This window comes from Candidatus Fusobacterium pullicola, assembly GCA_018883725.1.
GTDB lineage: Bacteria > Fusobacteriota > Fusobacteriia > Fusobacteriales > Fusobacteriaceae > Fusobacterium_A > Fusobacterium_A pullicola.
The window spans coordinates 1-3,252 of record JAHLFN010000032.1 but is presented as its reverse complement, the minus strand read 5'-3'; the positions used below and the strand labels follow the sequence as shown (position 1 = coordinate 3,252).

Genomic DNA, 3,252 nt, shown 5'->3' with positions numbered 1-3,252 from the left:
TTTTTATAATTTCCCTCTTCTAGAACATTACCATTTTCCCAGTAATATTTCCAAAGTCCACTTCCTTTGCTTAAGTCACTTTGGTGTAGAAGAGTTCCATCTTTAGCATAGGCAGCAATCTTAACTATGATACCATTTTTATAATCTACAACAGATTTAATATTTCCATTTCCATAGTAAGCTTTTTGCTCTCCATCAATTTTATTATTTTTGTATGTCTCTTCTAATACAACTTTTCCATCATAAGAGTACCAAGTTTTATGCCCATTCAGGATACCATCTACATAAGTTTCAGTATATTCAATGATATCTCCTAAAAAAAGAGCAAATTTACCAGTATATGGAGTCTCCTCTTTACCAGCATAAACTAAGCCATTTGTAGATTTTCTTTTTATTCCTAAATCCTCAATTCTTTCCTTAGGTTCCTCAACTATAAATGACTCTTTATTTTCAGGTTGTTCCTCTACTTTTTTCTCTTCTGGTTGAACTAAATTTTGAACAGCAGTTTCAATTTGAGGTTGTTCAAGAGGAGTTATCTCTTTAAATTCAGCTCCTAAGATAGATGTACAAATTGTAACAGTAAGTATAAATGAAACTATTTTTTTCACTTTTTTCTCCTTTAAATCTCTTTCGAAAAATATACTATTAGATTATACTATTTTTTTTAGAAATTTAATAGAAAATTTAGAGAAATTTTAGTTAAACTCAGGTTTAATTTCAGCTACCCAGTTTTCAATCTTTTCAGGTGTATAATCCCCTTGATTTCCTTCATCGATAGCAAGTCCAACAAATTGGTCTCCAATTACAGCTTCAGATTCTTCATAGTGGTATCCTTCAGTTGATGTAAATCCAACAACTTTTCCACCATTATTTATTACTACATCATAAAGAACTTTGATTCCTCCCACAAATGATTCACCAAAAGCATATTGATTTCCAAGTCCGATAAGACCTACAACTTTTCCAGAAAAATCTATTTTACAAAACTCATCATATACATTTTCCCAGTCGGCTTGTAGCTCTCCAACACCATAAGTAGGTGTAATAAGTATCAAATTATCATATTCAGAAAGGGTAGATATTCCATCGGCTACATTATGTACCTCGTAGTCATCTTTTCTTAAATAAAATTCTAATTCATCAACAACTCCAGCGGTAGTTCCTGAAGTAGTACCATAAAACACTCCTATTTTTTTCATAATATTTCCTCCTATAAATTACAAATATCCTTAATCACTTCACTAGCTATTATAAGTCCAGCAGTTGATGGAACAAATGAGATACTTCCTACATTGACTTTTTTCTCTCTACTTCCACTTAAATTTTGAGGTTTTCTAGGCTCCTCTTTAGAATAAACAACTTTTAATTTTTTTATTCCTCTATTTTTTAGCTCCTTTCTCATAACACGAGCTAAAGGACAAACAGAGGTTTTATTTATATCACTGACCTCTAACATAGTAGGATTTAATTTATTTCCAGTTCCCATAGATGATATGATAGGAATATTTCTTTCTTTTGCAATAGAGATTAGATCTAATTTACATGTTACTAAGTCAATAGCATCAACTATATATGAATAATTTTTGTCTTTAAAAAAAGTATCAATATTTTCTTTTGAAAATTTAATAGGATACTCATGAACTATCAATTCTGGATTAATATTGAGCAGTCTCTCTTTCATTACAGAGGTTTTAAGTTTGCCTACTGTACTTTGAAGAGAAATAATCTGTCTATTCAGATTGGTGATATCAACACTGTCAAAATCTACAATAGAGATCTCACCTACACCAGCTCTTACAAGAGCTTCTGTGGCAAATCCTCCTACGCCTCCTACCCCAAAAACAATCACATGAGAGTTTTTAAGTTTAGCTAAATTTTCACTTCCTATTAAAAGTTCAGTTCTTTGAAATATCATAAAATTCATCAACCTCATAATTATTTACTAGATAGGTAAATAATACATTTTTTTTTCAAAAAAATCAATACTTTTCTTTAAAATAATTATCAAAAATTCTCTTAAAAAAACTTGAGAAGTCTTGACAATACTTAAATTATATGATATAATTTCATCTAGATTACGCATGAAATAAGGTCATCAGCAACCCTATTCAGCGATTGTTAATACTTTTGGAGGTGTTAGAATGTACGCAGTTATAAAAACTGGTGGTAAACAATACAAAGTTACAGAAGGTGACGTATTAAGAGTAGAGAAATTAAATGCTGAAGTTAACACAACTGTAGAATTAACTGAAGTTCTTTTAGTAGCTAATGGAGAAACTGTAAAAGTTGGAACTCCTGTAGTAGAAGGAGCTAAAGTAGTTGCAGAAGTTGTTGCTCAAGGTAAAGGAGCTAAAGTAGTTAACTTCAAATACAAGCCAAAAACAGGATACCACAGAAAAAAAGGTCACAGACAACAATTTACTGAAATTAAAGTTACTTCAATAAACGCTTAATTGTCTAAATTAGATTGTCAATGACAAAAATAGAAATTTATAGAAATAAAGGTAGAATTGTAGGTTACAAGGCTACTGGACATTCAGGCTATGCTGAATATGGTGAAGATATAGTTTGTGCTGCACTTTCTATGGCATTACAGCTACCTTTAGGGGGAATGCAAGATGTGTTAGATATCTATCCTAAGTTTGAAATAGACTCTGATGGATACTTAAGTGTAGACATGAGAGGTATGGACAATAAAGGAAAAGAGAAAGAGCTAGACACTTTATTAGAAAGCATGGTATTAATGATAAGAAGTTTATCAAGGGATTATCCTAAAAATATAAAGCTTGTTGAGAAGGAGGAAAAATAGATGCAATTTACTTTAAATATACAATTATTTGCACACAAAAAAGGACAAGGTTCTGTTAAAAACGGAAGAGATTCAAATCCTAAATATCTTGGAGTAAAAAAATATGATGGAGAAGTTGTAAAAGCTGGAAACATCATAGTAAGACAAAGAGGAACAGCTTTCCACCCAGGAAACAACATGGGAATGGGTAAAGACCATACTCTATTTGCTCTAATCGATGGATATGTAAAATTCGAAAGATTAGGAAAAGACAAGAAGCAAGTGTCTATATACGCTTCAAAATAGTTGAGTTAATCAAGAAGTATAGAAGCCCCAATTTTTGGGGCTTTTTTTCTATATATTAGATATTTTCTTAAGCATATGGTATAATAGATATTATATATCTTAAGGAAAGGAGAGTAATATAGCTATGAAAAAAATACCTATTGCAGTAGAAGATTTTA

Annotated in this window: 6 protein-coding genes; 3 read left to right on the top strand and 3 right to left on the bottom strand. The window is 30.8% G+C overall.

Features of this window, described 5'->3' with window-relative positions; all coding sequences use genetic code 11:
• The 3 genes from IAA47_03765 to IAA47_03755 form a co-directional block, all read right to left on the bottom strand.
• Positions 1-608, bottom strand: a 608-nt coding sequence (locus IAA47_03765) for a toxin-antitoxin system YwqK family antitoxin (GenBank protein MBU3842087.1), incomplete at its 3' end; no start/stop codon positions are given.
• Positions 609-695: 87 nt separating this feature from the next.
• The gene (locus IAA47_03760; GenBank protein ID MBU3842086.1) at positions 696-1,199 is read right to left on the bottom strand and encodes a flavodoxin; all 504 of its coding nucleotides are present in this window, start codon (positions 1,197-1,199) and stop codon (positions 696-698) included.
• Positions 1,200-1,210: 11 nt separating this feature from the next.
• Positions 1,211-1,915, bottom strand: coding sequence for a tRNA threonylcarbamoyladenosine dehydratase (locus tag IAA47_03755; protein MBU3842085.1), 705 nt, complete (start codon positions 1,913-1,915; stop codon positions 1,211-1,213).
• 226 nt (positions 1,916-2,141) lie between these two features.
• Here IAA47_03755 and rplU point away from each other — a divergent pair, with 226 nt between their 5' ends.
• Genes rplU through rpmA form a run of 3 tightly spaced genes read left to right on the top strand, consistent with a single transcriptional unit; the run spans position 2,142 to position 3,094 of the window.
• Positions 2,142-2,453 (top strand): 50S ribosomal protein L21, encoded by a 312-nt coding sequence (rplU, locus tag IAA47_03750; GenBank protein MBU3842084.1) that lies wholly within the window; start codon positions 2,142-2,144, stop codon positions 2,451-2,453.
• 20 nt (positions 2,454-2,473) lie between these two features.
• Positions 2,474-2,809, top strand: a complete 336-nt coding sequence (locus IAA47_03745; protein ID MBU3842083.1) for a ribosomal-processing cysteine protease Prp — start codon at positions 2,474-2,476, stop codon at positions 2,807-2,809.
• Complete coding sequence (gene rpmA / locus IAA47_03740) at positions 2,810-3,094, top strand: 50S ribosomal protein L27 (protein ID MBU3842082.1); 285 nt, start codon at positions 2,810-2,812, stop codon at positions 3,092-3,094.
• The last annotated feature ends 158 nt before the right edge of the window (positions 3,095-3,252 follow it).

What these genes read in the sequence shown, in the direction of transcription:
- IAA47_03760 (MBU3842086.1), bottom strand. Translation starts at nt 1,199, where the DNA reads ATGAAAAAAATAGGAGTGTTTTATGGTACTACTTCAGGAACTACCGCT.
- IAA47_03745 (MBU3842083.1), top strand. Translation starts at nt 2,474, where the DNA reads ATGACAAAAATAGAAATTTATAGAAATAAAGGTAGAATTGTAGGTTAC.
- rplU (MBU3842084.1), top strand. Translation starts at nt 2,142, where the DNA reads ATGTACGCAGTTATAAAAACTGGTGGTAAACAATACAAAGTTACAGAA.
- rpmA (MBU3842082.1), top strand. Translation starts at nt 2,810, where the DNA reads ATGCAATTTACTTTAAATATACAATTATTTGCACACAAAAAAGGACAA.
- IAA47_03755 (MBU3842085.1), bottom strand. Translation starts at nt 1,915, where the DNA reads ATGATATTTCAAAGAACTGAACTTTTAATAGGAAGTGAAAATTTAGCT.